This is a genomic window from Pseudomonas sp. MB-090624 (assembly GCF_003205245.1).
Classification (GTDB): domain Bacteria; phylum Pseudomonadota; class Gammaproteobacteria; order Pseudomonadales; family Pseudomonadaceae; genus Aquipseudomonas; species Aquipseudomonas juntendi.
In genome coordinates, this window is the sequence record NZ_QJRK01000014.1 from 64994 (window position 1) to 90756 (window position 25763).

Annotated in this window: 27 protein-coding genes and 2 pseudogenes; 7 read left to right on the forward strand and 22 right to left on the reverse strand. The window is 64.0% G+C overall.

The features are described 5' to 3' along the window. Positions 1-87: 87 nt before the first annotated feature. Together DMX12_RS10195 and DMX12_RS10200 are read right to left on the reverse strand one after the other, a co-directional pair. Positions 88-1014 (reverse strand): class I SAM-dependent methyltransferase, encoded by a 927-nt coding sequence (locus DMX12_RS10195; RefSeq protein WP_110677374.1) that lies wholly within the window; start codon positions 1012-1014, stop codon positions 88-90. Positions 1015-1150: 136 nt separating this feature from the next. Continuing rightward, entirely contained in the window at positions 1151-2050 is a 900-nt protein-coding gene (locus tag DMX12_RS10200; RefSeq protein WP_054904655.1) for a DMT family transporter, read from the reverse strand. A gap of 133 nt (positions 2051-2183) precedes the next feature. Between DMX12_RS10200 and DMX12_RS10205 the strand changes: the two genes are divergently transcribed. From DMX12_RS10205 to DMX12_RS10215, 3 genes are all read left to right on the forward strand, one after another. Then, positions 2184-2633, forward strand: a complete 450-nt coding sequence (locus tag DMX12_RS10205; protein ID WP_009681949.1) for an Lrp/AsnC family transcriptional regulator — start codon at positions 2184-2186, stop codon at positions 2631-2633. A gap of 469 nt (positions 2634-3102) precedes the next feature. After that, positions 3103-4635, forward strand: coding sequence for an NCS1 family nucleobase:cation symporter-1 (locus DMX12_RS10210; protein WP_110677376.1), 1533 nt, complete (start codon positions 3103-3105; stop codon positions 4633-4635). 16 nt (positions 4636-4651) lie between these two features. Then, positions 4652-5380, forward strand: a complete 729-nt coding sequence (locus tag DMX12_RS10215; RefSeq protein WP_110677377.1) for an aspartate/glutamate racemase family protein — start codon at positions 4652-4654, stop codon at positions 5378-5380. Positions 5381-5558: 178 nt separating this feature from the next. Here DMX12_RS10215 and DMX12_RS10220 read toward each other — a convergent pair. The 16 genes and pseudogenes from DMX12_RS10220 to ccmA form a co-directional block, all read right to left on the reverse strand. Beyond that, positions 5559-5663: pseudogene (locus DMX12_RS10220) on the reverse strand (histidine phosphatase family protein); the annotation flags it as partial. Positions 5664-5673: 10 nt separating this feature from the next. Continuing rightward, entirely contained in the window at positions 5674-6012 is a 339-nt protein-coding gene (locus DMX12_RS10225; protein ID WP_110677416.1) for an FKBP-type peptidyl-prolyl cis-trans isomerase, read from the reverse strand. A 145-nt stretch (positions 6013-6157) separates the two neighbouring features. Continuing rightward, positions 6158-6565: a GFA family protein gene (locus DMX12_RS10230; protein ID WP_110677418.1), complete on the reverse strand. Its 408-nt coding sequence runs from the start codon at positions 6563-6565 to the stop codon at positions 6158-6160. Positions 6566-6728: 163 nt separating this feature from the next. After that, a complete protein-coding gene (locus DMX12_RS10235) occupies positions 6729-7517 on the reverse strand; it encodes a PhzF family phenazine biosynthesis protein (protein WP_110677378.1) in 789 nt (262 codons plus the stop codon). A 50-nt stretch (positions 7518-7567) separates the two neighbouring features. Continuing rightward, entirely contained in the window at positions 7568-7729 is a 162-nt protein-coding gene (locus DMX12_RS29475) for a hypothetical protein (RefSeq protein ID WP_177411261.1), read from the reverse strand. Then, positions 7659-7811, reverse strand: a pseudogene (locus DMX12_RS29920) (2-hydroxyacid dehydrogenase); the annotation flags it as partial. The gene DMX12_RS29475 and the pseudogene DMX12_RS29920, both read right to left, overlap by 71 nt. A 120-nt stretch (positions 7812-7931) precedes the next feature. After that, positions 7932-8348, reverse strand: a complete 417-nt coding sequence (locus tag DMX12_RS10245; RefSeq protein ID WP_054881300.1) for a hypothetical protein — start codon at positions 8346-8348, stop codon at positions 7932-7934. A gap of 12 nt (positions 8349-8360) precedes the next feature. After that, entirely contained in the window at positions 8361-9557 is a 1197-nt protein-coding gene (gene ccmI / locus DMX12_RS10250; protein WP_110677379.1) for a c-type cytochrome biogenesis protein CcmI, read from the reverse strand. Continuing rightward, positions 9550-10026 carry a cytochrome c-type biogenesis protein gene (locus DMX12_RS10255; protein ID WP_054890112.1) on the reverse strand — a complete coding sequence of 159 codons (477 nt, stop codon included), beginning with the start codon at positions 10024-10026 and terminating at the stop codon, positions 9550-9552. Before DMX12_RS10255 ends, ccmI begins: the two co-directional genes overlap by 8 nt. Next, positions 10023-10559: a DsbE family thiol:disulfide interchange protein gene (locus DMX12_RS10260; RefSeq protein WP_110677381.1), complete on the reverse strand. Its 537-nt coding sequence runs from the start codon at positions 10557-10559 to the stop codon at positions 10023-10025. The genes DMX12_RS10255 and DMX12_RS10260 overlap by 4 nt, the downstream gene beginning before the upstream one ends. Beyond that, a complete protein-coding gene (locus tag DMX12_RS10265) occupies positions 10556-12529 on the reverse strand; it encodes a heme lyase CcmF/NrfE family subunit (protein ID WP_172828403.1) in 1974 nt (657 codons plus the stop codon). The genes DMX12_RS10260 and DMX12_RS10265 overlap by 4 nt, the downstream gene beginning before the upstream one ends. Before the next feature lie 11 nt (positions 12530-12540). Continuing rightward, positions 12541-12996 carry a cytochrome c maturation protein CcmE gene (gene ccmE / locus DMX12_RS10270; protein ID WP_009681934.1) on the reverse strand — a complete coding sequence of 152 codons (456 nt, stop codon included), beginning with the start codon at positions 12994-12996 and terminating at the stop codon, positions 12541-12543. Continuing rightward, entirely contained in the window at positions 12993-13169 is a 177-nt protein-coding gene (gene ccmD / locus DMX12_RS10275) for a heme exporter protein CcmD (protein WP_110677384.1), read from the reverse strand. Before ccmD ends, ccmE begins: the two co-directional genes overlap by 4 nt. Beyond that, entirely contained in the window at positions 13166-13933 is a 768-nt protein-coding gene (locus DMX12_RS10280) for a heme ABC transporter permease (RefSeq protein WP_054890110.1), read from the reverse strand. The genes ccmD and DMX12_RS10280 overlap by 4 nt, the downstream gene beginning before the upstream one ends. A gap of 46 nt (positions 13934-13979) precedes the next feature. Beyond that, positions 13980-14657, reverse strand: coding sequence for a heme exporter protein CcmB (ccmB, locus tag DMX12_RS10285; protein ID WP_009681931.1), 678 nt, complete (start codon positions 14655-14657; stop codon positions 13980-13982). Beyond that, entirely contained in the window at positions 14645-15277 is a 633-nt protein-coding gene (gene ccmA / locus DMX12_RS10290) for a cytochrome c biogenesis heme-transporting ATPase CcmA (RefSeq protein WP_009681930.1), read from the reverse strand. Before ccmA ends, ccmB begins: the two co-directional genes overlap by 13 nt. Before the next feature lie 183 nt (positions 15278-15460). On the opposite strand from ccmA, the gene DMX12_RS10295 reads away from it, so the two are divergent. The 4 genes from DMX12_RS10295 (at position 15461) to DMX12_RS10310 (ending at position 23013) form a co-directional block, all read left to right on the forward strand. Continuing rightward, positions 15461-17017 carry a flagellar hook-length control protein FliK gene (locus DMX12_RS10295; RefSeq protein WP_110677386.1) on the forward strand — a complete coding sequence of 519 codons (1557 nt, stop codon included), beginning with the start codon at positions 15461-15463 and terminating at the stop codon, positions 17015-17017. After that, positions 17014-17367, forward strand: coding sequence for an EscU/YscU/HrcU family type III secretion system export apparatus switch protein (locus DMX12_RS10300; RefSeq protein ID WP_110677387.1), 354 nt, complete (start codon positions 17014-17016; stop codon positions 17365-17367). Before DMX12_RS10295 ends, DMX12_RS10300 begins: the two co-directional genes overlap by 4 nt. A gap of 60 nt (positions 17368-17427) precedes the next feature. Further along, a complete protein-coding gene (locus DMX12_RS10305) occupies positions 17428-20163 on the forward strand; it encodes a dermonecrotic toxin domain-containing protein (protein ID WP_110677388.1) in 2736 nt (911 codons plus the stop codon). Between the two features lie 90 nt (positions 20164-20253). Further along, positions 20254-23013, forward strand: a complete 2760-nt coding sequence (locus DMX12_RS10310) for a dermonecrotic toxin domain-containing protein (RefSeq protein WP_110677389.1) — start codon at positions 20254-20256, stop codon at positions 23011-23013. 44 nt (positions 23014-23057) lie between these two features. On the opposite strand, the gene DMX12_RS10315 is transcribed toward DMX12_RS10310, so the two are convergent. The 4 genes from DMX12_RS10315 to DMX12_RS10330 are packed head-to-tail and all read right to left on the reverse strand — an operon-like array spanning position 23058 to position 25661. Then, positions 23058-23453: a DUF2802 domain-containing protein gene (locus DMX12_RS10315; protein ID WP_009681924.1), complete on the reverse strand. Its 396-nt coding sequence runs from the start codon at positions 23451-23453 to the stop codon at positions 23058-23060. A 1-nt stretch (position 23454) separates the two neighbouring features. Next, positions 23455-23934, reverse strand: coding sequence for a chemotaxis protein CheW (locus DMX12_RS10320; protein WP_003254393.1), 480 nt, complete (start codon positions 23932-23934; stop codon positions 23455-23457). Between the two features lie 12 nt (positions 23935-23946). Beyond that, positions 23947-24873 carry a CheW domain-containing protein gene (locus DMX12_RS10325; protein WP_054904666.1) on the reverse strand — a complete coding sequence of 309 codons (927 nt, stop codon included), beginning with the start codon at positions 24871-24873 and terminating at the stop codon, positions 23947-23949. After that, positions 24873-25661 carry a ParA family protein gene (locus DMX12_RS10330; RefSeq protein WP_110677390.1) on the reverse strand — a complete coding sequence of 263 codons (789 nt, stop codon included), beginning with the start codon at positions 25659-25661 and terminating at the stop codon, positions 24873-24875. The genes DMX12_RS10325 and DMX12_RS10330 overlap by 1 nt, the downstream gene beginning before the upstream one ends. Between the last annotated feature and the right edge of the window lie 102 nt (positions 25662-25763).

Genomic DNA, 25763 nt, shown 5'->3' on the forward strand with positions numbered 1-25763 from the left:
CCGCTCCCACAGGATCACCACACATCCTAATGCTGTGGAGTACCTGTGGGAGCGGGCAAGCCCGCGAATGGGCCGCCACGAGCAACATCACACCTGGCGGAATACCAGAGCCTTGAGCCCGCCCGCCGGGTCCACATCCGGAAACTCGGGCGGGTTCTCCAGCCGCTCGACAAACCCCAGCGAGGGCGCCTGCTCGGCCATCCCCTCGATCAAAAACTCCGGCCCGATCCCCGGGTCGTTCACGCACGCCAGCACCGTCCCACCCGCGCTCAACAACTCCGGCAAACGTCGCAGGATCTTCGCGTAATCCTGGGTCAGCACGAAGCTGCCGCGCTGGAAAGTCGGCGGGTCGATGATGATCAGGTCATAAGGGCCGTACTTGCGTACCTTGCCCCAGGACTTGAACAGCTCATGCCCCAGGTAGGCCACCCGCGAGGCGTCGTGACCATTGAGGCGGTGGTTGTCCCGGCCGCGCGCCAGGGCCGACTTGGCCATGTCCAGGTTCACCACCTGCTCGGCCCCACCGGCCACCGCTGCCACCGAAAAGCCGCAGGTGTAGGCGAACAGGTTCAGTACCCGCTTGCCCGCCGCCTGCTCACGCACCCAGCGGCGGCCATAGCGCATATCGAGGAACAGACCGTTGTTCTGCCGCACGCCCAGGTCCAGCAGGTAGGTCAGGCCGTCCTCGACCACTTCGCGTTGCTGGCAGGGTTCGCCCAGCAACCACTGGCCCGGGCTGTCAGGCAGGTAGCGGTGCTGGATGATGATGGCCTGGCCGGTCCACAGTGGGCGCTCGGCCAGGTTGCGCAACATCGTCTCCAGCTCGGCCAGCTGGCCTTCGGGCGGTTCGCGGAACAGGGCGACCGACAGCACCCCCTGCAGCCAATCGACCGTGATCTGCTCCAGGCCTGCCCAGCAGCGGCCGCGGCCGTGGAACAGGCGGCGGGTTTCCTGCGGGGCAGGGTCGAGGGCGGCGAGCAGGTGTTGCTCGAGGGTGGCGATTGGGGATGTCATGACGGGTCGCAGGCTGGCAAAAGCGGCATTCTACCCGTTGAGGCCGCTTCGCAGGCAAACCAGCTAGCGCACAAATTTCAAGCCCTGTGCAGTACCTGTAGGAGCTGGCTTGCCTGCGATAGGGCGCGAAGCGGCCTCAATGGCCCTTGATAACCAACGGCTTGGGTCTGAACCACCACCCCTGCTGCATCCCTGCCGCCGCCAGCAGGATCAACGCCACCCCCAGCCATTGCAGCGGCGTCAGGCGGTGGTCGAAGGCCACCCAGTCGACCAGGATCGCCGCAATGGGGTAGATGAATGACAACGCCCCGGTCAACGCCGTGGGCAAGCGCTGGATGGCGCTGTACAGCAACACATACATCAGGCCGGTGTGCACAACCCCCAATGTCAGCAAACTGGCCAGCGCCGGCATTTCACCCGGCAGGCCGCCCAGCTTGGCCCAGGGTGCCAGCAACACCACGCCGGTGCTCACCTGGACCAACGCGATAAGATGCGGCGGCGTACCGCTGAGCCGCTTGATGATCAATGCCGCGATGGCGTACAGCAGCGCCGCACCCAGCGCCAGGGCAACGCCCAGCAGGTAGTCCTCGCCGCCCCCCTGCGCGGCGCCATGGGCACTGACGATGGCCAGCATGCCGAGGAACGCCACGCTCAGCCAGCTCAGCTTGGCCAAGGTGATTTTTTCACCCAGAAACAACGCCGCCAAGCCCACCAGCATGAACGGCTGCACGTTGTACACCGCGGTACCGATGGCAATCGACGCCCGCGAATACGAGGCAAACAACAGCAACCAGTTGCCGACGATGGCCACGCCGCTGGCCATCGCCAGCAGCAGCGCCGGGCGGCTGATCACGCCGGGGCGCAGAAAGCCGAACGCGGCACAGATGACCAGCAAGGTCACGGCACCGAACACGCAGCGCCAGAACACCACCTCCAGTACCGGCAGGCCGGACGCCAGCACGAACCAGCCGATGGTCCCGGAAATCAGCATGGCCGCTACCATTTCCAGCGACCCCCGGCGCAATGAATTGTCCATCCCACACCTCCTCTCGTCGATGGCAACAGTATGCAGAGGGCCCCGTGCAACCTTCCAGCCGATTAGCAAGGCAAACCCATAATTTTGCCTTTACTATCAAGGCAAATTCCGCGACCTACCCTTTGAGGTGCACATGACCGACGCCATCGACCAACTGTTGATCAACGCGCTGATGGAGGACTCGCGCCGCTCGCTCAAGGCCCTGGCGCAGGTAAGTGGGCTGTCTGCCCCCAGCGTCGGCGAGCGTTTGCGCCGGCTGGAGGAACGTGGCGTGTTGCGCGGGTACACGGTCAATGTCGACCCACGTGCCTTCGGCTACCAGTTGCAAGCCATCGTGCGTATCCGCCCACTGCCCGGGCAATTGCAGGAAGTCGAACGGCAGATCATTGCCATCCCCGAATTCACCGAGTGCGACAAGGTCACCGGCGAGGACTGCTTCATCGCCAGGCTGCATGTGCGCTCGATGGAGCAGCTGGACACCCTGCTGGACCGCATCAATGTGTTGGCCGAGACCAACACCGCAATCATCAAGAAGAGCCCGGTCAAACGGCGGTTGCCGCCGATGGGGCCAGTACAACCCTGACTGAGGGGCCGGCCAGCAGGGAAAGGGAACGACTGACTATTTTTTGTACACAAGAATGTCACCTTAAGTGCCATTTTTGTGTGCAGTTCTCCAAGCGGCGCCCCAATACGTTACATCCCCACAACAACTAATTTTGACCATTTGATCAAGTTATCCTGCAAACCAAAAAATAAACTTGTTCAAATGGTCAATTTATAACGCCTTTATTTCAGCTAGTTATCCCACACCTGACTCAATCCTGAAAAAAACACTATCAAGAACTGGATTCTATCTGGCACAGAAATGGCTTTTGTGTGCTTATGTTTTGTATACAACTTAAACAAAACATAAATACACAATAATCTGCGGCGCCGACCCATTACCGGCCGCCGCGCCTACAACCCTGTGATGCCAACGCTGCATCGACGAGATGGCGAGCCCTTGCGCATGCCCGCTCATCGCAGTCCATGTGCATCAGGAGCCCGCCGGAATGAGTAGCAGCCTCGATCTTGCCCCTGAACAATCCGTCGTCAGCACCCACCCCAATTCCACCCTTGCCGGCGAGCATCCCGAACTGGCCCTGAGCCCACGCCTGCATAACCGCGACCTTGCCCCCACGCGAAGCGAAGGCCGGCGTTGGGGTGGCTATAGCATCTTCGCGTTGTGGACCAACGATGTGCACAACATTGCCAACTATTCATTCGCCATGGGCTTGTTCGCCCTCGGCCTCGGTGGCTGGCAAATTCTGTTGTCGTTGGCCATTGGCGCCGCGCTGGTGTACTTCTTCATGAACTTGTCCGGTTACATGGGGCAAAAAACCGGGGTGCCGTTCCCGGTCATCAGCCGCATCGCCTTCGGTATCCATGGTGCACAGCTTCCGGCGCTGATCCGGGCGATCATCGCCATCGCCTGGTTCGGCATTCAGACTTACCTGGCCTCGGTCGTGCTGCGGGTACTGCTTACCGCCGTATGGCCGCACATGGCCGCCTACGACCACGACAGCATTCTTGGCCTGTCGAGCCTGGGCTGGGTGTGTTTCGTGGCGATCTGGCTGGTGCAGCTGGTGATTCTTGCCTACGGCATGGAAATGGTACGCCGCTACGAAGGCTTCGCTGGCCCGGTGATTTTGCTGACCGTGGCAGCGCTGGCGGTGTTCATGTACGCCCAGGCTGACGCGCGTATCGCCTGGTCGGTGGCCGAGCCCCTGACCGGCTACGAGATGTGGCGCAACATCTTCGCCGGCGGCGCCCTGTGGCTGGCGATCTACGGCACCCTGGTACTGAACTTCTGCGACTTCGCCCGCTCCTCGCCATGCCGCAAGACCATCCGCGTCGGCAATTTCTGGGGGCTGCCGGTGAACATCCTGGTGTTCGCGGTGATCACCGTGGTGCTTTGCGGTGCGCAATTCCAGATCAACGGGCAGGTCATCGACAGCCCCACGCAAATCGTCGCCGCCATTCCCAGCACCCCCTTCCTGGTACTGGGCTGCCTGGCGTTCCTGATCGTCACCGTGGCGGTCAATATCATGGCCAACTTCGTCGCCCCGGCCTTCGTGCTCAGCAACCTGGCGCCGCGCCACCTGAACTTCCGCCGTGCCGGGCTGATCAGCGCCACCGTGGCGGTGCTGATCCTGCCGTGGAACCTGTACAACAGCCCGCTGGTGATCGTGTACTTCCTGTCGGGGCTGGGCGCCCTGCTCGGCCCGCTGTACGGGGTGATCATGTCCGACTACTGGCTGCTGCGCAAAGGCTGCATCAACGTGCCGCAGCTGTACAGCGAAGACCCGGCCGGCGCCTACCACTACAGCAAAGGCATCAACCTGCGCGCCGTGGCCGCGTTCGTGCCGGCCGCACTGCTGGCCATCGTGCTGGCCCTGGTGCCCAACTTCCACAGTGTGGCGCCGTTTTCCTGGCTGATAGGGGCCGGCATCGCCGCCGCACTCTACCTGCTGATCGCGCCGCGCAACCGCCAGTACCACGATGTCAGCGGCGAGTGCATCGCCGTCGACCACAGCAGCCATTAATCAGGGAAGACTGCCCATGCGTATTCTGATCGCCAACGTCAACACCACCGCAGCCATCACCGAGGCCATTGCCGAACAGGCCCGTACGGTAGCCGCGCCCGGCACCGAAATCGTCGGCCTCACCCCCTGGTTCGGCGCCGAATCGGTGGAAGGCAATTTTGAAAGCTACCTGGCAGCCATTGCGGTGATGGACCGGGTACTGGCCTACGAGGGCCCCTATGACGCCGTGATCCAGGCCGGTTATGGCGAACACGGCCGCGAAGGCCTGCAGGAGCTGCTGAATGTGCCGGTGGTAGACATCACCGATGCCGCTGCCAGCACGGCAATGTACCTGGGCCATGCCTATTCGGTGGTAACGACCCTGGACCGGACCGTACCGCTGATCGAAGACCGCCTGAAGCTTTCTGGCCTGTATGACCGCTGCGCCTCGGTGCGGGCCAGCGGGCTGGCGGTACTGGAGCTGGAAGCCGACCCACAGCGTGCTGTGCAGGCGATTGTGGAGCAGGCCGAACGCGCCGTACGCGAAGACAAGGCCGAGGTGATTTGCCTGGGTTGCGGCGGCATGGCCGGGCTGGACGAGCAGATCCGCCAGCGTACCGGGGTGCCGGTGGTGGATGGGGTGAGTGCGGCGGTGACCATTGCCGAGTCGCTGGTGCGCATGGGATTGAGTACCTCCAAGGTGCGCACCTATGCCACGCCGCGGGTGAAGAAGGTGGTGGGTTGGCCGATGCGGTTCGGCCGCTAGTCCTTTAGTTGCCAGTACCGGCCTCTTCGCGGGCACGCCCGCTCCCACAGGGCCCCCACAGCCTTCAGGCTTGTGGTTATCTTGTGGGAGCGGGCGTGCCCGCGAAGAGGCCGGCACAGGCCAACACATCACCCGGGCCAACCGCTGCACTGCCACAGCCAAGGACTAAAACCCTCATGTCGGGCAGCAGCGTGGCCAGGTCCAGCGCACGGTTGAGGCCCTGGCAGCTCAACTGGCCCAAGCCCTCACCCGGTTTCTCGGCATGGCGCAGGAACACCAGCGTCCACGGCTGCTCAATCATCCCGCGTCAGCACTTCCAGCAACTCGATCTCGAAGGTCAGGGCCGAATTCGGCGGAATCGCCCCCACACTGCGCTCGCCATAGCCCAGGTGCGCCGGTACCAGCAGCTTGCGTTTGCCGCCCACGCGCATGCCCATCAGGCCCAGGTCCCAGCCCTTGATCACCCGGCCGGTGCCGATCACGCACTGGAACGGCTTGCCGCGCGACCAGGACGAATCGAACTCACTGCCATCGGCCAGCCAGCCGGTGTACTGGGTAGTCATCAGGGCGCCTTTGACGGCGGCTTTGCCGTCCCCCTCAACCAGTTCGATGATCTGCAGTTCTTGGCTCACGGGCATACTCCAACGCTTGAAAACAAAGCCGCCCTTTTCTCAGGAATGCACCGGTTTGGCAAGCGCGCGTGGTGTTTCGTGCTGGCGCTTCGACCACAGCACACCGCCCAAATGTTTGCCGAGTGGCTGCTGGCGCAGGCCTGAATCAGCTGTTCTGCTCGAAGACTTCCTCGCCGGTCAGTTCCCTGGTCTGGTTGGCGAAGCAGTACCAGGCGGGTTTCTCTTCGACGAAAATCTGCATGTTGAAATCCCAGTCCTGGTCGCCATCGAGCAGGCCGACCGGTATGGCATGGAAGTCGTTGGCCTTGAGCCGGTAGTACAAGTGCGTGCCGCACTGGCCGCAAAAAGCACGCTGTGCCCAGTCGGAGGAGTCATAAACGCTGGGCGCACGCCCCTCGATCAGCGGGGGCTTGCTGCAATCAACCACCAGCAGCGGGCCACCGGTCCACTTGCGGCACATGCTGCAATGGCAGGCGCTGATGTGGGTATTGTCGACGGTGACGGTAAGCCGGGTGGCGCCGCACAGGCAGGTGCCGTGTTTTTCCAGGGCCATGGCTGGCTCCTTGAACAGGGGTTGGGCCATGTAGGAGCGGCCTTGTGTCGCGATGGGCTGCAAAGCAGCCCCCGGATTGACGCATCAACGCGAAAATCGAGGGGCCGCGTTGCGGCCCGATCGCGACACAAGGCCGCTCCTACAGGCAGACGGTGTCAGCCTGTTAAATATAGACAGTTCCGCGCAGGTACAACGCCGCCCGCCCGCTGATGATCACCCGGCCATTACCCGGCACTTCACACAGCAACTGCCCTTTGCGCGCCCCGCCCTGCTCGCACGCCAGCACCTGCTTGCCCAGCCGCTCGGCCCACACTGGCGCGAGCGAGGTATGCGCCGAACCCGTCACCGGGTCTTCGTTCACCCCAACGTTGGGGCCGAACCAGCGGGTGACGAAATCAAAACCACGCCCTGCTGCAGTCACGGCAATGCCGCGCACATCGAAGGCCGACAGTGCAACGAAGTCTGGCTTCAGGGTATCGAGCAGCGATGCGTCATCGATCACCACCACATAGTCGTCACTGCGGTACAGCGCCTGCGCCTGGCTCAGGCCCAGCGCTTGCAGCAGGCCCTGCGGCATGTCTTCGGCGAGTGGCTGTTTGGCCGGGAAGTCCATGGCCAACAGGCCGTCCGCACCGCGGCTGACGCGCAGTTCGCCACTGCGGGTATTGAAACGCAGCACCTGCGCCTGCTCGCCCAGTTGTTCGAACAGCACGTAGGCCGAGGCCAAGGTGGCGTGGCCGCACAGGTCGACTTCCACGGCCGGGGTGAACCAGCGCAGGTCGTAGGTTTCGCCATTGCGCACGAAATAGGCGGTTTCCGACAGGTTGTTCTCTTCGGCAATGCGTTGCAGTACATCGTCCGGCAGCCAGCTTTGCAGGGGAATCACCGCTGCCGGGTTGCCGCCGAACGGCTCAGCGGAAAAGGCATCGACCTGGAAGATCTCGAGTTGCATGCACACGCTCCTTGTTGCCTGGGCGCTGCCAGGCAGATGTCTGAATAGGGTTACGGGCGTACCGGCGTCAGTACCGGCTCACCGGCAAAGAACGCCTGCAGCTTGCGCAGCACCAGGGCCTGGGTGTGTTTGGTAACGGCAGGTGAGCACGGCGTCGATTTGATTGGCGTGGCGCCGAATGGCATCAGCCCGCTGTTGGGGTGATGGGGCACGGATCAGGCGGTAACCGGCCTGCTCCAGCAAAGGCAGGTAATCATCGACGGTTTCCGCTAGTACCAGGACTGTCTTGTGCATGCCACCTCCGTTCGCGAAGGGGCATTATGCGGACTTACGCTACAGTACAGTCAATCGCTATTTGCGGGTTGAACTGTACTGTACGGGTACCCCGGCGGAGCGTGGGTATCGGCAAAAGCGCTATTGCGCGAATGCACGCCCCAACCCACCTGGCACCCCGCTGCTGTCAGTTTCCTGCCAAGGGCCATTCGGGCTCAGCGACCAGCTCCAACCGTTGTCGAAGCGGTAGTAGGTCCGCTGCCGGTAGAACGTGTTGGGTTGTTTATCCAGCACATAGACGCCCAGTTTCGGGTCCCAGTGGCTGGCACCGCCCGGCGGTGGCGCGAAGCTGGCCGAGGTACGCGGCATCGGCTTGGGAATGGCCGCCGGCTTGCCTGGCTGGGTAGAAGGCTGGCCGCCGGGCAATGGCTTGACCACCGGCCCCTGGGGCGGCACCCGCTCTATCGGCGGCTCGGGGTGCTCGTAGGGCTGCTGCGTCGTACACGCAGACAAACCCAGGGCCAGGGTAATCAGGGTCAGGCGGACGGCGCTGTGCATGGCATTGCTCTCTTACGGATCGGGGCTGTCGATGGTCAGGTGTTGGGTAGCCTTAGTCGCGCTGGACAGGGGTGCACCTTGGCCGATCCACTCACCTTGGGTCGGCTGGCCAGCACGCGACACACGTGCCATCAGTTGGACTTCGGCAAAGTCGGACAGTTTCATCTGCGGCATCATCGCGTCCGCATCAGACAGCTCCACCTCGATCGGCAACTGCGCCACCGTCACCCGTTTGGCCGCCAATGGCATCGGTGGGCCATTGCTGGCGCGGGCAAAGATGAACACGGTGTCGTCCGGCTTGACCTTGTCCCGCAACGCCGCCGCCAGTTCCACCCGCACCTTCAGGCGCGCCGCGACCGGCGCGGGTTCGTTCGCCCGCGCCGGCGAGCTGCCCAGGCGCTCGGCAGCGCGGTCGATGCCGCCTTGCAATGCCGCACGCGATGCATCGCCCTCGGGCAGCTGCGCCAGCAAACGCTGCCAGTAATCGATGGCTTGCTGGTAACGCTCGCCTTCGAAAGCGGCAATACCGCGCAGCCCCAGGCTGGTAACTTCGTTGGGGTCGCCCTTCAAGGCTTCGTCGGTGAGGGCCTGCAGCTGTGGGCTCCACTGTTTGTCAGCAGCAAAATACAGGGCTTGCGCCCACTGCCCCAGCAGCTCTGGCTGACGCCCGGCCAGGGCCACGGCACGTTCAAAGGTACGCGCAGCATCTGCCGGGCGCTGCTCGGCCATGTAGGTACGGCCGAGGAAGTACACGGCTTCGGCCGAGTCTGGCTGGGCTTGTACCACACGCTCCAGGCGCGTGGTCATTTCCTCCATCGACTTCGGCGCCTGGGCAAACTCCTGGGTCAGGGCCACCTTGTCGGCTGCGCCGAAATGCAGGTACAACCCCAACGCCAGCACCGGCACCAACACCGCGGCCAGCAGGGGGAGTGCCTTGCCCAGGTGGCCTTGGCGCGGGGCGTCAGCGCCCTCGGTGTCGGCCAGCAGCTCACGGGCGGCTTCGTCGCGTCCCTGGGCCAACTGCGCTGCGTCCAGTACCCCGGCAGCCTGCTGCGCAGCCAGTTCGGCGACCCGCTCCTGATACAGGGCCACGTTCAGGGCGGTACGGTCTTCTTCCTGTTGGCGACGACGGCCACGCAGGATCGGAATCAGCAGGAAGCTGAGGGCAGCGAGCAACAACAGGCCCGCGCTAAGCCAGAATTCAATCATGGGTCGGTTCTTTTTCCAGCAGTTTGGCGAGACGCTCGCGTTCTTCAGCAGACAATGCATCGGTGCCTGGCGTGGCACTGCCACGGCGCCGGCGCACGATCAGCGCCAACACCACGAACCCGCCCGCCAGCAGCAGCCCTGGGCCGAACCACAGCAGCCAGGTGCGGCCACTGAGCGCCGGCTTGTAGCGCACGAAATCGCCATAGCGGTCGACCATGAAGTCCACGATCTGCTGGTTGCTCTTGCCCTCGCCCAGCATGCGGAAGATCTCCCGGCGCAGGTCGGCAGCGATGGGGGCGTTGGAGTCGGCAATGTCCTGGTTCTGGCACTTCGGGCAGCGCAGTTCCTTGGTCAACGCCTGGTAACGCTGGCGCTCTGCCTCGTCGCGGAACTGGTAGGTATCGATGGCCGCCTTGGCCACGCTGGCCAGGCTCATGCCCAGCAGCACCGCTGCCAGCCAACGCCTCATGGTTTGGCCTCGTCGACCAGGCCCTGGTACAGCGGCGCCAGCTGCTCACGCCACACCGTGGCATCGACGATGCCCACATGCTTGTAGCGGATGATGCCCTTGGCATCGATCAGGAATGTTTCCGGCGCGCCGTACACCCCCAGGTCCAGGCCCAGGCTGCCCTGCTCGTCACGGATGTCCAGCTGGTAGGGGTTGTGGAAATCGGCCAGCCATTTGCGCGCTGCGGCGTTGTCGTCCTTGTAGTTGACCCCGTGAATCACCACGCCCTGCTGCGCCAGCTGGTTCAGGTACGGGTGCTCCACCTTGCACGACGGGCACCAGGTGGCCCACACGTTGACCAGTGCCGGGCGGCCGTGCAGGTCAGCCTCGGTCAGGGTACGGTCGCCCTGGGTCGAGGCCAGGGAAAACGCCGGGAACGCTTTGCCGATCATTGCCGAGGGCAGCTCGTCGGGCTTGAGGAACAGGCCCTTGTAGAGAAACACCGCCACCAGCAGGAACACTGCCAGGGGCATTACCATGATCCAACGCTTCATGCAGCTGCTCCAGACACGCCCAGGGCTTCACGCACCCGGGTCTTGACCTTGACGCGGTAGCGCCGGTCGAGGGCCGCCAGCAACCCGCCCAGGCCAGTCAACAGACCGCCCAGCCAGATCCAGCGGACATAAGGCTTGATATGCACGCGCACCGCCCAGGCGCCGTTCTCCAGCGGTTCGCCGAGGGCCACGTACAAGTCGCGGGTGAAGCCGGCATCAATGCCGGCTTCGGTCATCATCGACTGCTGCACGGTGTACAGGCGTTTTTCCGGGTGCAGGGTGGTCACAGCCCGGCCATCGCGGCTGACCACGATCGTGCCTTTGTCGGAGATGAAGTTGGGCCCTTCGAAGTGCTTGGCACCTTCGAACAGGAAGTGGTAGCCACCCAACTCGACGCTCTCACCCGGCGCCATGCGCAGGTCGCGTTCGGCGCTGTTGTTGCTCGACAACACCACGCCCAGCGCGCACACCGCCAGGCCCAGGTGCGCCAGCTGCATGCCCCAGTAACTGCGGCCCAGCCCCGGCAGGCCCTTGACCAGCCCCTTGTGGCGCGTCTTGTCGAGGATGTCACGCAGCCCGCCGAGCACCACCCAGGCAGCCAGGGCGAAGGCAGTCAGCGTCGGCCAGTCGAAGTCATCGACGATCAGGCCGGCCAGCGGTGCAAGGATGGCGCTGCCCACCAGCACCGGGCTCATCATGCTCACCAGCCATTTGCCCGGGGTGTCCTTCCAGCGCACCACCACGCCAATGCTCAACACCACCATCAGCAGCGCCATCAACGGCAGGAACAACGCATTGAAATACGGTGGGCCCACCGACAACTTGGCCCCGGTAAGGGCATCGAGCACCAGGGGGTAAAGGGTGCCGAGCAGGATCATGGATGCCGCCACCACCAGCACCAGGTTATTGGCCAGCAGCAGTGTTTCCCGCGACCACAGGGCAAAGCCCACCTGGCTTTTGACCACCGGCGCGCGCAGGGCGAACAAGGTCAGCGACCCCCCGACCACGAACAGCAGGAAGATCAGAATGAAAATGCCCCGCGACGGGTCTGCGGCAAACGCGTGCACCGAGGTCAGCACGCCGGAACGCACCAGGAAGGTGCCCAGCAGGCTCAGCGAGAACGCGGCAATTGCCAGGAGCACGGTCCAGCTCTTGAACACCCCGCGCTTTTCGGTCACCGCCAGCGAGTGGATCAGCGCAGTGCCCACCAGCCAGGGCATGAACGAGGCGTTTTCCACCGGGTCCCAGAACCACCAGCCACCCCAGCCCAATTCATAGTAGGCCCACCATGAGCCCAAGGTAATGCCCACCCCCAGAAACGCCCAGGCGACGATGGTCCATGGCCGCGACCAGCGCGCCCAGGCGGCATCCAGGCGGCCACCGAGCAAGGCGGCGATGGCGAAGGCAAAGGCCACCGAGAAGCCCACGTAGCCCATGTACAGCATGGGCGGGTGCACGATCAGGCCGAAGTCCTGCAGCAGCGGGTTGAGGTCGCGGCCGTCGGTCGGCACCTGCGGCAGCATGCGCTGGAACGGGTTGGAGGTGATGATCAGAAAGCTCAGGAAACCTACGCTGATCATGCCCATCACTGCCAGCACGCGGGCCAGCATCACCTGCGGCAACTGCCGCGAGAACACCGACACGGCAAAGGTCCAGCCACCGAGAATCAGCGCCCACAACAGCAATGAGCCTTCGTGGGCGCCCCACACGGCGCTGAACTTGTAGTACCACGGCAAGGCGCTGTTGGAGTTGCTGGCCACGTAGGCCACCGAAAAGTTGTCGGTCATGAAGGCGTGGGTCAGGCAGGCGAAGGCGAACGCCAGGAACGCGAACTGCCCCCAGGCCGCAGGCCGTGCCAGGCTCATCCACAGGCTGTCGCCGCGCCAGGCGCCAAGCAGCGGCACGCTGGCCTGCACGGCTGCAAAGCAGATGGCCAGGATCATCGCCAGCTGGCCCAGTTCAGGTATCACCAGTGCGGCGTTCATGGCTTGCTCCCCCCGCCAGCGGCTGCCTGGCCGCTTTCCTTGAGGGCCTTGGTAACCTCGGGCGGCATGTACTTCTCGTCATGCTTGGCCAGCACTTCATCGGCTACCACCACGCCCTGGTCATTGAGCTTGCCCAGGGCGACGATGCCCTGCCCTTCGCGGAACAGGTCGGGCAGGATGCCGCGGTAGGTGATCGGCACCGATTTGTTGAAGTCGGTGACCACGAAGCGTACGTCCAGCGAGTCGGACGAGCGTTGCACCGAGCCTTTCTCGACCATGCCGCCCGCGCGGATACGGGTGTCCAGCGGCGCTTCGCCATTGGCAATTTGAGTGGGGGTATAGAACAGGTTGATGTTCTGCTGCAGTGCGCTCAAGGCAAAGCCGACGGCAACCCCGACGCCGACCAACAGGCCGGCGATGAGCAACAGGCGTTTCTTGCGCTGCGGATTCACTGGTTGTTCTCCCGGCGCAAACGGCGCGCCTCTTCTTGCAGGTAGCGACGGCGAGCCAGCAGCGGCGCGGCGACATTCAGCGCCAGCACCACCAGGCAGATGCCATAGGCCGACCACACGTACAGGCCGTGGTGGCCCATGGCGAGGAATTCGCCCAAGGTGGCAAAGCTCATGGTGCGGCCCTCCGCCCAAGGCTGTTCAAGACTTCGTCCTTGACCCAACTGGCGCGCGCCTCGCGCTTTAGCACTTCCAGGCGCATGCGCAGCAGCAGCACAGCGCCGAAGAAGCAGTAGAAACCCAGCGCCGTGCACAGCAGCGGCAGCCACATTTCTGCCGGCATCGCCGGTTTTTCGGTGAGGGTGAAGGTGGCGCCCTGGTGCAGCGTGTTCCACCACTCCACCGAGTACTTGATGATCGGGATGTTCACCACGCCGACGATCGCCAGCACCGCACAGGCTTTGGCTGCGCTGTCACGATTACTGATCGCCTGGCCCAGCGCAATAATGCCGAAGTACAGGAACAGCAGGATAAGCATGGACGTAAGTCGGGCATCCCACACCCACCAACTGCCCCAGGTCGGCTTGCCCCAGATGGCACCGGTGACCAGCGCCACCGCGGTCATCCAGGCGCCGATCGGGGCGGCACATTGCAGGGCGACATCGGCCAGCTTCATCTTCCACACCAGCCCCACCACCCCGGCCACGGCCAGCAGCACATAGCAGGACTGCGCCAGCATCGCCGCCGGCACGTGGATATAGATGATGCGGAAGCTGTTGCCTTGCTGGTAGTCCTGGGGGGCGAAGGCCAGGCCCCAGGTGATGCCGACCAGCAGCAGAAGCACGGCGGCAGTGGCCAGCCATGGCAGCATGCGGCCGCTGATGGCATAGAACCATTTCGGGGAGCCCAGCTTGTGGAACCACGTCCAGCTTATTTTCATCAGGGTACATCCAGGGTATTTGCCGGGCTTGAGAGCCCGGGACTCGTTATTCGCCGACGCTGATCTTCAGCCCGGCCGCTATCGCAAAGGGTGCCAGGGTCACGGCCAGGGCGGTGAGGCTGGCGAGCCAGAGCAAATGGCCGGTTGCCGGCATATTCTGCAACGCCGCTTGCAACGCACCACTGCCCAGGATCAATACAGGGATATACAACGGCAAAATCAGCAACGCCAGTAACAAACCACCGCGCTTGAGGCCAACGGTCAGCGCCGCGCCTACCGCACCCAGCAAGCTCAGCACTGGCGTACCCAGCAGCAGTGAAGCAAGCAGCACCGGCAGGCAGTGGCCGGGCAAGCCGAGCATCAAGGCCAGCAGCGGCGCCAACAATACCAGCGCCAGCCCGGAAAAGATCCAGTGCGCCAGCACCTTGGCCAGCACCAGCAGCGCCAGCGGGTGCGGCGACAGCACCCACTGCTCCAGCGAGCCGTCCTCGAAATCACTGCGGAACAGGCCGTCCAGGGACAGCAGCACCGCCAGCAACGCGGCCACCCACACCAGGCCCGGCGACAAGGTTTGCAACAATTGGCTCTCGGGGCCAACCGCCAGCGGGAACAGGGCCACGACGATGGCGAAGAACACCAGCGGGTTGGCCAATTCGGCCGGGCGCCGGAACAACAGGCGCGCTTCACGGCGCAGCAACAGGATGAATACGCTCATGCCGCCCATTGCCCCAGGTTCAGTTCACGGTAACCGCCTGGCTTGCGCGTCAGCGTATGGTGGGTGGTCAGCACGACGGTGCCGCCTTGCTCGCAGTGCGCCGCCAGGTGTGCTTCCAGTTGCGCCACGCCTTGCTTGTCGAGGGCGGTGAACGGCTCATCGAGAATCCACAGCGGCGGCCCGGCCAGGTGCAAGCGGGCCAGGGCCACGCGGCGCTGCTGGCCGGCCGACAGGGTGTGGCAAGGCACGTCTTCGAACCCGCGCAGGCCCACCGCCGCCAGCGCCGCCCAGATAGCCTCGCGGCTGGCCGGTTGATGCAGGGCGCACAGCCAGGTGAGGTTTTCCTCGGCGGTCAGCAGGTCCTTGATGCCGGCGGCATGGCCAATCCAAAGCAGGAGGCTGGCCATGGCATGACGCTGCTCAGCCAACGGCTTGCCCCCCAGCAGGATCTGCCCGGCGGTTGGCTGCATCAGCCCGGCCAACAGGCGCAGCAGGCTGGTCTTGCCACTGCCGTTGGGCCCACTGATCTGCAGCATGTCGCCCGCGCCCAGCTCGAAATCGAGTTGCTCGAACAGCAGGCGCCAGTCGCGCTCGCAGGCCAGGCCTGCGGCTTGGAGGTGGAAGGTCACGGTTTCGCCTTATGTGTAGAGGGCCTCAGGTCGGTGTTGCCTGGTTGGCAGGCGAGCCAACCTGAAGCCCGTGTCTCAAGTCGCCCAGTGCGCTGCCGTTATACTGGCAACCACGGGCGGTCGGCATTATTGCACGCGCCGCTGCGCTGCCAAGAGGCCGGGTCCGACAGGTTGTATACAATCATGACTGAAATCAATAGTCTCGGCGCACAAACTGCGCTTGGCAACCAAGCCACCAAGGCGGCCATGACCGGCGAGATCCTGCGCCTGGTCCAGCCCCAGCCCGGTTTGCTGGCGCCCGGCGAAACCGCGCAAGCCCAAGTGCTGGCGTTGCGCCAGAGCGGCCAGGAGTTCCAGCTGCTCCTGCGGCTGGTCCAGGCCAACGGCGCACAGACCCAGCTGCAGGCCAGCGCCGGCCAACCCTTGGCCCCAGGTAGCCAGGTTACCGTCAGCCAGACCGAAGGCAATCGCCTGGCCATTTTATTGCAGCAGGCCACTGCCAGCCAGGTCGCCACCCTGACCCGCCTGGATACCCGCGAGGTACCTGTCGGCACGCTCCTGCAAGGCAAGGTCCTGACCAACCAGGCATTGGCCCAGGCGCCTGGGCAGGCGCCGGTCTATCGGGCACTGATCAGTTTGCTCAACAGCGCCCAGGCCGGCGCCACCCTGAGCGTCGACAGCCCGCGCCCGCTGGCCGTTGGCAGCCTGCTCAGCGCGCTGGTGCAAGGTGATCAGTCACTGCGCTTCGTGCCACTGAGTGGCAGGCAGGACCAACTGAGCATTGCTCAGCAGCTAATGACCCAACAGAACCGCCAGGCCTCGCTGCCCGGCCTGCTCGACGCGCTGCAGCAGCTCACCCGTAGCGCCGATGCCCCTGGCGACCTGCGCGCCAGCGCCGAACGCCTGCTGGCCGGCCTGCCGGACGTACGGCAACTGGCGGACGCCAAAGGCGTGGCACAAGCCCTGAGCAACAGCGGCGCCTTCCTTGAAGCAAAATTGCTGGGAGGCTACCCAGCCGCTGTCGCCACCGACCTCAAGGCCCACCTGCTGCGGCTGGTGGCGCAGGCACCGAACCTGCCGCCCGGCACGCCAAGCCTGGCTCCGGACAGCCTGGCCGTGACCATGCCCGCCGTGGCACGCGGAGCCCTGGGCCTGCTCGAACGGGTCAGCCCCAAGCCACAGCCCGGGGCATTCCCGCTGCCGTCGCGGTTGCTGAATGCGCTGGAAGACGAAGGCGATCTGCAACAGCTGCTGCGCCTGGCCGCAGCGGCCATTTCCCGCCTGCAGAGCCACGCCATGAGCAGCCTGCAACAAAGCGGCACACTGGAAAACGGCAACCTGCAGACCACGTGGCAAACCGAAGTGCCGATTCGCCACGGCCAGGAGTTCATTCCCTTGCAGGTCAAACTGCAGCGCGAAGAAACGCCACGCCAGCAGGCCGATCGTGAACAGGAAGCAGCAGACTCGCTGCGAGCCCTTTGGCGTATCGACCTGGCTTTCGACCTGCCCCCGCTGGGCCCCATGCAGGTCCAGGCCCAGTTGAATCAAGGGCAGCTGTCGGGCCAGCTGTGGGCCGAGCGCGAGCCGACGGCGCGCCTGATCGACAGCCAGCTGGGCAGCCTGCGCGAACGCTTGCTTGCCCGCGGCCTGGAGGTCGGCGACCTGGAATGCCGCGCGGGCATCCCACCGCAAGGGCCCCGTACCCGAGTAGAACAACGCTGGGTGGACGAAAACGCATGAACGACCGACAACCCCGCCAGGCCATTGCCTTGAGCTACGATGGCCAGCAGGCGCCGAGCCTGACGGCCAAAGGTGACGACAGCGTAGCCGAGGCCATACTGGCCCTGGCCCGCGAGCACGAGGTTCCGATCTATGAAAACGCCGAGCTCGTACGCTTGCTGGCGCGCCTGGAATTGGGCGAACAGATCCCCGAGGCGCTGTACCTGACCATCGCCGAAATCATCGCCTTTGCCTGGCAACTGCGTGGCAAGGTGCCCGTGGGCTTCGACGACGAACCGCCGGGCGAGCGCGACATTACCCCTGCGCCTTCGCCGATGAACGTGCTGCCAGGGGATGACAGCATTAATTAGCACTTGACCGGTGTGCCCGCTGGCTACCCTGCAACGCCCGATAGCCACGGACACCCAACGATGAACTTCCCACAACCCATGAAGCAGCGCCTGTTGCACAGTGCGCTGGCCCAGATGCCGCGCCCGGACACATTGGCCGACAAGCTTTTGCGCGATTGGCTAGCGCAACGCGGTGTGCTCCTGCCCCCCGCGGATATCGACGTCGTCACGTTCCACTACCAGGACGCAGAGCGCGAAGAAGGCCAGCCCTGGCTCCCCCCCCAGGCCAAGGTGATTCAACGCGTCAGCCTGACCGACGCCCTGCTGGCCAACTGGCAAGGAGAACCCTGTACAGGCAGTGGCGGATTCCACTTTGGCGATTGGGCGGGTATGGCGCCGCTGCATGCGGTGACATTTGTCGACCGTATGCGGCCACCCCCCCTGCTTTCCAACGCGATGTCCTACCTGATCTTCAACGGCCTGTATCGGCGTACCCCGAAAAAGGAGCTCAGCCCGGCGACACTGCTGCCCATCCGCGCCGAAGTCTTCCAGGACTATGTATGGGGTTTACACCTGCACGAACGGCTGAAGGCGCAACTGGACAGCTATTGGCAGCAAAGCCGGACAGACTACGCACGCGCACTGGAAATTGCCTTCATCAGCGCCTGCAACAACCAAGTCAGTGAGGGTAGCCTGAGTGTCCCTGCCTGGCGCCTGGCCTGGCAGGCCGCTGGCCTCTTGCCCCTGGACACGCGGGCGATAACCACCCGCCTGCTGAATGTGTACGGTTATCACAGTACATCGGTCATCTACATAAAGGCCGACGACAGCAGCACCGTCGTCCTTTATTTGCCGGGCAACGCGTCGCCCCTGCACGAGTTCCCGGACCTGTCTGCGCTCAAGCACTGGTTTGCCGAGCAATGCAAAGACCCAACCCGCCGCGAGTGGCTGCAGCAATGCTTCTCGCCCGCGGACTGGGCGGACGGGCTGGAATTCAGCGGCCTCGTCACGGCCTTGAAAGGGCTGGGCTGCTATCCCGCGGCGCATCGCCTGCCCGACGATCAACCTGGCTTCGCCACCAGTGGCATATGGGACCCTGAAGAGACGATCGAATTCGGATCGCCCACCCACAGCTTGCCTATCGAAGGTAACCTGTTCGACCACTTGGCCGATCGCCAGAAACAGCGCAGCTACGATGACCTGGATTACCGCGTCATCACCAACCGCCAGGTCAACAAGACGCACTGGGGCAGCTACCTGAACGTTGCCCAGTGCCTGCTGGCGCCTTTATGCGTGGTGGTACCCGAGCTTCTGCCGGTGATGGTGGTGGGCGGCGTGGCACAATTCAGCCTGGGCATGGACCAGGTGATCAACGGCCACTCGCTGGACGAAAAGGTCGAGGGGGTCGAAAACCAGGTCTTCGGCCTGTTCAATGCCTTGCCCTTGCCCATCGGCATCGCCCGCGCCAGCCAGGCGTTCCACTACCGTTTGCCAGGTTTGCTACGGCCGACCCAGTTGGCGGATGTGCTGGGCGAAGCGGCCAATGTAAGCGTGCCAACGGATGCGTTGCAGCTGGTACCGGCACAAGCGGCGTTCCGTGACACGGTGCGGATAACGACAGGCTCGCAAAGGGTAGTGGTGACCCGCGTGGGGGATAATCTGGGCCACTACTTCGAGGGTACATTCCAGGCGCCCCAGGGCATCAAGACGCAACCCGTGGTGTACGACCTGCACACCGACAGTTTCATCAAGCTCTCTGAACACAGGCAGCCCACGCCTGAGCGCTGGGTAATCGACAGCGGCGGGGCAGCAGCTCTGGTGCGGATTGCCGACGCCCAGCGGGTCGTCACCGACGCACAGCGCATGGGCACCCTACGGCAGCTAGGTATCCAGCTGGATCTCCCCATGGACTACACGCACTTCGACACCCTGGAGCGCACGCCAATTCCGCGCATCGTTTCCAGTCTATGGGTGGGTGACAAGGCCATTTCCCCGGTTTTCCTGGAGGCGCTGGTGCACAATGCCGAAGCCCTGGAAGACAGTGGATACCACTACCAACTGTTCCTTTCGCGGCAGAGCCCGAGGGCCTATAGCGCCAACCTCACGCTGCTCAGGAGCAGGACACTCCACATGAGCGTCCTGCCGCTCGAGGATCAACCGTTCTACCAGGCGTTCGCCAGCTCGCCCTATTTCGCCCAGTACCAGGCGGCGCTGGGGATCACCAACCCAGGCATCACCAATTTCAGCTCGGCCAGCGACATCCTGCGCTACCGCATGCTCAAGCAGATCGGTGGGTTCTATCTGGATGCCGATGACCGGCTGCTCAACGCCGCTTCGGGGCCAGGCAACCCACCGCTGGCCAGCCAGACCTTGCGCACGACCGCCGATGGCTTGCTTCTGTACCCCCCGGTCAGCAATGACCAACTGGGTTTCTACATTCAGTACAACAGCAGCATGATCGGCAGCCACCCGGGCAATCCCACCCTGGACGCCATTTCCGAGGCGATCCTGCAACGCTTCCAGCAAGACCCGACGTTCTACACCGAACGGCCCGACCGGGTCTTCAACCCTGTGGCCTTCAATGCTTACGCCCGCCGCCTCAGCCGCTTGAGCGGGCCGGGGGTACTCAATGACGTGATCGACGCGCGCCTGCCCTGGCTACGGCAGCTGCGCGAAATGTGCAGGCTGCTGGTTTCCCCCATCTACGACATTCACGGCGCCCTGGACACCAGCCAGTTGACCCGACTGATCCGTGAGCATGTGCCGCTCGACCGTTTCTTCGAGGCCGGCCGGGCACATAGCTGGGAACAGAACTGAAGGGTGACAGCGGGCGTATGTAGTTATCTACCACTGGCGTGCAGCGTGATCCAGCAACCTTGCAGCACCCACTCACGCAAGGTAACCACGATGCGCACTACCGGGATCAACGCCACTGGCGTGCACTATGTCCGCGATCATCTGAACCATGTCCCTCGGCCCGATCGGCAGGCCAGTCAGGCCGTCAGGCAATGGTTCGCCGAGCAGGGCCACGACCTCGACCCCGACCGGGTCGATGTGGTGACCCTGCACTACCGTTCCGACCACAAAGGCGGCAGCCTGGCAGAGGTCAGGCAATGCGTCAGCCTGACCCAGGCCGTGCTCAGCAACTGGCAGGGCGAAAGCAATAACGACCTGTTCGGCGCCTTGTTCCGTGCGCCCTGGGCTGGCACCTTGCCAGAAAGCCCGGTGCAGATCGTCAACGCCCTGCCCGCCCGGGGTTTCAACCACTATGGCGCCGAGTTTTCGGTGTTCAACGGGCTGTTCCACCGCACCGAACCAGCGCGCTACGACGCCACCACCCATGTGCCGATAGCCGCCGAAAGCTTCCAGCAGTTCATCGAGAACCTGGACTTCCAGGCACCCTTCAAGAATACCCTGCACACCTACTGGCGCGACCATATGGGCGCCCACCGCCTGGCGTGCAAGCTCAATTTCATTGCCGCCTGCAACAAGCAGGTCAGCGAAGGCAGCCTCAGCGAAGCCGCACGTAAACTGCTGTGGCAAGCCGCCGATTTGATGCCGCGGGTCGACAAGCTGCGCATGAGCACCCTGAGCATCTATGGCTACGCCGCCACCGACCTGCTGTACCTGTGCAACCCAGGCACGGACCTGACAGTGCTCTACATACCTGGCAACAGTTCACCCTTGCTGGAGTTCGCCAGTGAAAACGCGCTGAAAGACTGGATTGGCGAGCAATGCAAAGACCCGCTCAAGCGTGAAGCCCTGAAACAGCATTTCCGCCTGGCCGACAGGCCGCAGGGCGTGGATTTCAGCGGGTTGGATACCGCACTCGATGGACTGGCCGAATATCCCCGGCGCCACGCCTTGCCACCGGAGCACGGCATGTTCAACAACGACGGTATCTGGCCGCCGCGCACCTATGTCAACTACCGGCCGAGCCGCTACAACCCGAGGATCACCGGCGACTTGTTCCAGGCGCTGGCCGAGCGCCAACGCCAACGCAGCTTCGATGACGCCGACTTCATCATCACCAGCGACAGCCAGGTCAGCAAAGCCAAGTGGCGGGGCTACCTGCTCACCACCCTCAACTTGCTGGCACCGCTGTGCCTGGTGGTGCCCGGGCTGGCGCCGGTGTTGGCGCTCGGCGGCATTGCGCAGTTGGGCCTTGGCCTGGATGAGGCGATCAATGGCAAGACCCTGCAGGCACGGCAGGACGGTGTCGCCAACATCACCTGGGGGCTGTTCAATGCTGTGCCATTGCTGTTGACTGGGGCGGCCAAAGCCTCGGCACTGTTCGCGTTCAAAAGCGATGGCTTCGTGCCGCCGATTCGGCTCAACGACCAGATCGGTTACCCAATGAGCCCGGTGCGCCCCCCCGTATTGCTAGCCCCGGCGCCCGAAGGTGCGCCCTACTTCCATATCTGCGAACCGATCCCGCCGCTGCCGCAGGCCGACCCGCTCACCGCCGACGCCGTGATCCGCAGGCCGAGGTACAACGGCATGCCGGACACCCTGGAATCGGTGATCGACGACTACATCAAGGAGGTGGTGTATGACCTTGAACGGGATGCCTTCATCCTGGACGAGGACATCAACGACGTTGAGCCCGTTGGCTACGTGGCAAGCCCTGATGCTCGCGGCCTGGTACCCGAGCCCCGCGAGCGCGTAGTCACCGATGCGATGCGCACCGCCACTCTGCGCGCGCTGGGTATCGACCTGGTGCTGCCGGGTGAAATCCCACACGCCCCCGCCAACAGCTTGCCCATCCCCAAGCGGATTTCCTGCCTCTGGGTAGGTGACAAGACCTTGCGCCCGGCCCTGCTGAGCAACCTTGCCCACAATGTCGCGGCGCTGGAAAACAGTGATTACAGCCTGCGCCTGTTCCTGTCCACGGCCACCCCTGGCGCTTACGAAGAAAACCTGCGCCTGCTGGCCGAACAGGCGCCGGGGCTGCAGGTGCTACCCCTGGAAGAGCAAGCGTTCTTCAGGGCATTCCAGCAGACCAAGTACTATGCCCAGTACGACGCGGCCCTGGACGGCAATGGTGGCGTGGCCACCAACTATGCGTCGGCAAGCGATGTGCTGCGCTACCCGCTGCTGCACCATGAAGGGGGGCTGTACATGGACGTCGACGACACGCTAAGGGTGCCAGGCAAGGCCGGGCAACCCCAGGTGGGGGAACCGCCGGCAAGGCCCACCGAAGCGATTCAAGACGTAGCGCTGTGCATCCCGGCAGATGGCTTGCTGCTGGCGCCGCCGATGGCCAACGAGAAACTGAGCATGAACTGCCTGTACAACACCAGCCAGATCGGTAGCCACCCTGGCAACCCGACCCTGGAGGCGATCAGCGAGGAAATGCACGCACGCTTCCGCCTGCATTCGGACTTCTATGACCACAGGCCCAGCCTGGCCGAAGACCCCTCGAACTTCTACCGTTATGCCAGCCGCCTGAGCTACCTGACCGGCCCCCGCCTGCTCAGCGACGTGATCGACCAGCAATTGCCCAACCTCGCAACCTTGCGCCAGATGGTCAACCTGTACAACATCCCGCGCATCAATACCGCCACCTTCATCAACACCAGCGCGTTGAGGGAGGCCGTGCACCAGCAATTGCCGCTCAACCGCATCGCCACGGTCGGTGGCAATCACTCCTGGGTCCAGACCTGAGCCTGGGCGCAGGCCTGAGCGGGCCTTGAAGCGGCCCGCCAGGCTCAGTCGCTACGGTGCAGCTTGCTCATCAGCTCTGCCTCGGCCTGGGTCAGGCCGCAGCTCTCGGTCAGCTCGGCGATGCTGGCGCCCATGCCGACCAGCTTGGCTGCCTGGGAGAACGTCACGTTATGAGGGTCGCGTTGCTCCAGTTGCTGGATCCGGTCCGGCAAGGGGGCAACCGCCACGTTCAGCTCGTGCAGCGCGTCCCCCATGCGCACCGTGACGTTCTGGTAGTCATCCAGGCGTTTGGCGAGGTCCTTGATGCGCTGGTCGCGCAAGGCATCGCCCACGGCCTGCTGCGCGGCCACTTCGCGCTGGCGTTTGCTGTAGTTGAGGAAGAACCAGAGGCTCAAGGCCCACAGCAACGCCAGAAAGATTACCGCAACCTCGAAGATCAACTCAGATGTTCTCCAGCTCGGACCACTCTTCCTCAGTCATCATCTTGTCCAGTTCGACCAGGATCAGCAGCTCGCCGTTCTTGTTGCACACGCCCTGGATGAACTTGGCCGACTCCTCGTTACCCACGTTCGGCGCGGTTTCGATTTCCGACTGGCGCAGGTAGACCACCTCGGCCACGCTGTCGACCAAGATACCGACCACTTGCTTGTCGGCCTCGATGATGACGATACGGGTGTTGTCGGTGACTTCGGTCGGCATCAGGCCAAAGCGCTGGCGGGTATCGATCACCGTTACCACGTTGCCTCGCAGGTTGATGATGCCCAGCACATAGCTGGGCGCACCCGGTACCGGCGCGATCTCGGTGTAACGCAGCACTTCCTGCACCTGCATCACGTTGATGCCGTAGGACTCGTTGTCCAGCCGGAAGGTTACCCACTGCAGGATTGGATCTTCAGAACCTTGTGCAGACGACTTTTTCATTCCCCTAGCCCTCTAAATCCGCTTTCTGGCGGTTGTGTTCGGTGTCATTTGTTTGTCGTGCAGCTGCTTGACCGCGCCGCTGGCGATCAGCTCGGCCAGCGCGGCAACGTCGAGCAATGCACACATGTGTTCAATAACCGTGCCGGCCAACCACGGGCGCTGGCCACGCTGGCTGCGCCACTTGATTTCCGACGGGTCCAGGCGCAACGAACGGCTGACCTGGTGCACGGCCAGCCCCCATTCGTAGCCCTGCACCGAAATCACGTACTGCAGGCCCTGGCGGAAATCGTCGCGGTAGCGGTCGGGCATCACCCAGCGCGCCGTATCCAGGACCTTGAGGTTGCCCGCCTGGCAGGTGAGGATGCCAAGGAACCATTCGGGCTGACCGAACAGCGGGGTCAGTTCCTGGCCGGCCAGGGTGTAGATCGAGCCCAGGCACACCAGCGGTACCGCCAGGGTCAGGCCGGCGACATCGAACAACAGGCACTCGAAGGGTTCGGCGGCCCAGGCCGGGCGGCCGTCGACAGTGGCCGGTGGCACGGGCGGCGCTGGCAGGTGCACGTCGACCAGTGGCAGCGCCGGTTCCAGCGCAGGCGCTTCGACCAGCACTGGAATGGCCGCCTCGGCCACCACCTCCTGCTCCACCACCGTCACCACCGGCGGGTCTACCGGCATCACGCTGGGCAACACCGCCAGGCGGGGTTCGGCGAAAGGCCGAGGCGCAGGGCGGGCAACGGCCACGAGCGGTTCGGCAGGTTGCGGCTGGCGGGCATCGCGGGCCTGCTCCTCGCGCACGGCTTCAGCGAACTCATCGGCTGCAGCGGGCTCCACGGGTGCCTGCAACAGCGCTTCGTCTTCGGTGGCCTCCTGCAGCAGGCCATCCAGATACGATTGCAAGGCCATCTGTGGCCGGGTGCCGGTGTACCGGGTCTGGGTCATCAGGCCACCTGCGCTGCGGGTTTGTAGGTCAACAGGTGCTTGAGCAGTGCCCGGTAGGCGACCAGCCCACGGCTCTTGGCGTCGAACTGCGAGGGCGTCACGCCCTTGCGGCTGGCGTCGCGCAGGCGCGTATCGACCGGGATGTAGCCCTGCCATACATGCTGGCCGTAGGTGTCACGCAGCAGCTTGAGGGTGCCCAGCGAGGCCTGGGTGCGGCGGTCGAACAGCGTCGGCACGATCTGGTACGGCAGCGCCTGCTTGCGTGACCGGTTGACCATGGCCAGGGTCGCGACCATGCGCTCAAGCCCCTTCACCGCAAGAAACTCGGTTTGCACCGGGACCACCAACTGCTGGCTGGCGGCCAGGGCATTGACCATCAGCACGCCGAGCAAGGGTGGGCTGTCGATCAAGGCAAAGTCGAAATCCTGCCACAACTGCGCCAGACTCTTGGCGATCACCAGGCCCAGGCCATTCTGCCCCGGCGACTGGCGCTCCAGCACGGCCAGCGCGGTGCTCGACGGCAACAGCGAAATCCGCTCGTCGCTGGTGGGCAGCAGCAGTTGCCCCGGCAAGCCCTCAGGCACGCTGCCTTTGTGCAGGAACAGGTCGTAGCAACTGTGCTCGAGGGCATCAGGGTTGTGGCCGAAGTAACTGGTCATCGAACCGTGCGGGTCCAGGTCGACGACGACCACGCGCTTGCCGGCCTCGGCCAGCAGGCCGGCCAAAGCGATGGTCGTGGTGGTCTTGCCGACGCCACCTTTTTGATTGGCTACTGCCCAGACTCTCATCAAGCAAACTCTATGTATTGATTTGAAAGCGCGTGCGATCGATGTGGCAGCGGGCGAGCCCGCGAACACCGGCGAAGCCGGTGCCAATCACCGCGTCGCCTG